The 1,684-nt window shown below is 63.0% G+C and carries 3 protein-coding genes; 1 reads left to right on the top strand and 2 read right to left on the bottom strand.

The genetic code is table 11. The features are described from left to right. The coding region (locus ACEW8G_RS16685; protein ID WP_373489518.1) for a hypothetical protein at window positions 1–143 on the top strand (143 nt) is incomplete at its 5' end. A gap of 104 nt (window positions 144–247) precedes the next feature. Here ACEW8G_RS16685 and ACEW8G_RS16680 read toward each other — a convergent pair. Together ACEW8G_RS16680 and ACEW8G_RS16675 are read right to left on the bottom strand one after the other, a co-directional pair. Next, window positions 248–1,222 carry an NAD(P)H-dependent flavin oxidoreductase gene (locus ACEW8G_RS16680; RefSeq protein WP_373489517.1) on the bottom strand — a complete coding sequence of 325 codons (975 nt, stop codon included), beginning with the start codon at window positions 1,220–1,222 and terminating at the stop codon, window positions 248–250. A 236-nt stretch (window positions 1,223–1,458) separates the two neighbouring features. Further along, window positions 1,459–1,684, bottom strand: a 226-nt coding sequence (locus ACEW8G_RS16675) for an alpha-isopropylmalate synthase regulatory domain-containing protein (RefSeq protein WP_373489516.1), incomplete at its 5' end; no start/stop codon positions are given.

Genomic DNA, 1,684 nt, shown 5'->3' with positions numbered 1-1,684 from the left:
TGCTCACCGCCGAGCGCCCCGGCATGCCGGTGTGGCGCGAAAAGGTGTTCGCCTGGATGTTGCGAAATTCGGCAAGCCCGATGGAGTTCTTCAACCTGCCATCAAACCGCGTGGTTGAACTGGGAAGCCAGCTGGAGATTTGAGAGCGGTTGCGATCTGTTTTCCGTCGAAAGCCGGAATCCAGAGCGGATGCAGCGCTATCTGACTCCTGGACTCCGGCTTTCGCCGGAGAACGCCAAGTCCGACATCAATAGTTCGTCCGCGCCAGCAACGATTCCTTCGCCGCATGGTATTCACGCGTCAGCCGCGCAACCATGTCCGCCACGGTATCGACCTTGTCGACCGCGCCGATGCCCTGGCCGCTGCCCCAGATGTCGCGCCAGGCCTTGGCCTCGGTGTTGCCGCCGGAACCGAAGTTCATCGTGCTGTAATCGCCCTGCGGCAGGTTGTCCGGGTCGAGTCCGGCATTGACGATGGACTGGCGCAGATAATTGCCCGAGACGCCGGTAAACAGGTTGGAATAGACGATGTCTGCCGCCCTGCCCTCGACGATGCCGTTCTTGTAGCCATCATCGGCGCGCGCCTCGACCGTGGCGATGAAGGCCGAGCCGATGTAACCGAAGTCCGCGCCCATTGCCTGCGCCGCCAGAACCGCAGCGCCGCTGGCAATCGAGCCTGACAGCGCAACCGGGCCGGTGAACCACTGGCGGATTTCCTGCATCAGCGCGAAGGGTGACGTTACTCCGGCATGGCCACCCGCGCCCGCCGCGACCGGGATCAGCCCGTCGGCGCCCTTTTCAATCGCCTTGCGCGCAAACCGATCGCTGATCACGTCATGCATGGTGATGCCGCCCCAACCGTGCACCGCCCTGTTCAGGTCCTCGCGCGCGCCCAGCGATGTGATGACCATCGGCACCTGCCACTTGGCGCAGGTGACCATGTCAGCCTCAAGCCGGTCGTTCGATTTGTGAACGATCTGGTTGACCGCATAAGGCGCCGCAGGGCTTTCGGGGTGGGCGCGATTGTGTTCGGCCAACGCTTCGGTGATCTGGTGCAGCCATTCGTCAAGCTGGCTTTGCGGCCGCGCATTGAGCGCCGGGAACGACCCGATGATCCCCGCCTTGCACTGGGCAATGACCAGCTCCGGCCCTGAAATAATGAACAGCGGCGACCCGATAACGGGCAGGCGCAGGTTGTCGCACAGCGGTGATGGCATGGTCATGAGGCCGGACATTAGCCGAGCGACGGTGTGTGTCCAGTGGGTTTTTAACCGGGCGGTTAAGTTTTAAAAGGAAACGGCTTGGTCGATGTCATTCCACTCCCGGAACGGGGAGGTTGCAGCCCGCAGGGCTGACGGAGGGGAAGCGGAATTGTGCCGCTATCATCCTTGGGCACAATCCCGCTACCCCTCCACCGCTACGCGGTCCCCCTCCCCGTTTCGGGGAGGAACTAAAAGGCTCAAATCTCATCCAGCGCGCTCAGCACCGCCTTGATCGATGCCGTCGCGACATCCTCGTCGATGCCGACGCCAAAGCAGGGCGCGCGGCCATCGATGGCGCATTCGACATAGGCTGCGGCGCGTGCCTTTGAGCCTGCGCCAATCGCGTGTTCGCGGTAGTCGGCGATGTCGATGGCGATGCCCAGCGCACTCGACAGCGCATCGACCACACCCGAGATCAGCCCG

Origin of the sequence: Blastomonas sp. (assembly GCF_041747255.1) — a bacterium.
In the GTDB taxonomy this organism is placed as follows: Bacteria; Pseudomonadota; Alphaproteobacteria; order Sphingomonadales; family Sphingomonadaceae; genus Blastomonas.
This window is presented reverse-complemented; position numbering and strand designations above follow the sequence as displayed.

What these genes read in the sequence shown, in the direction of transcription:
- ACEW8G_RS16680 (WP_373489517.1), bottom strand. Translation starts at nt 1,222, where the DNA reads ATGACCATGCCATCACCGCTGTGCGACAACCTGCGCCTGCCCGTTATC.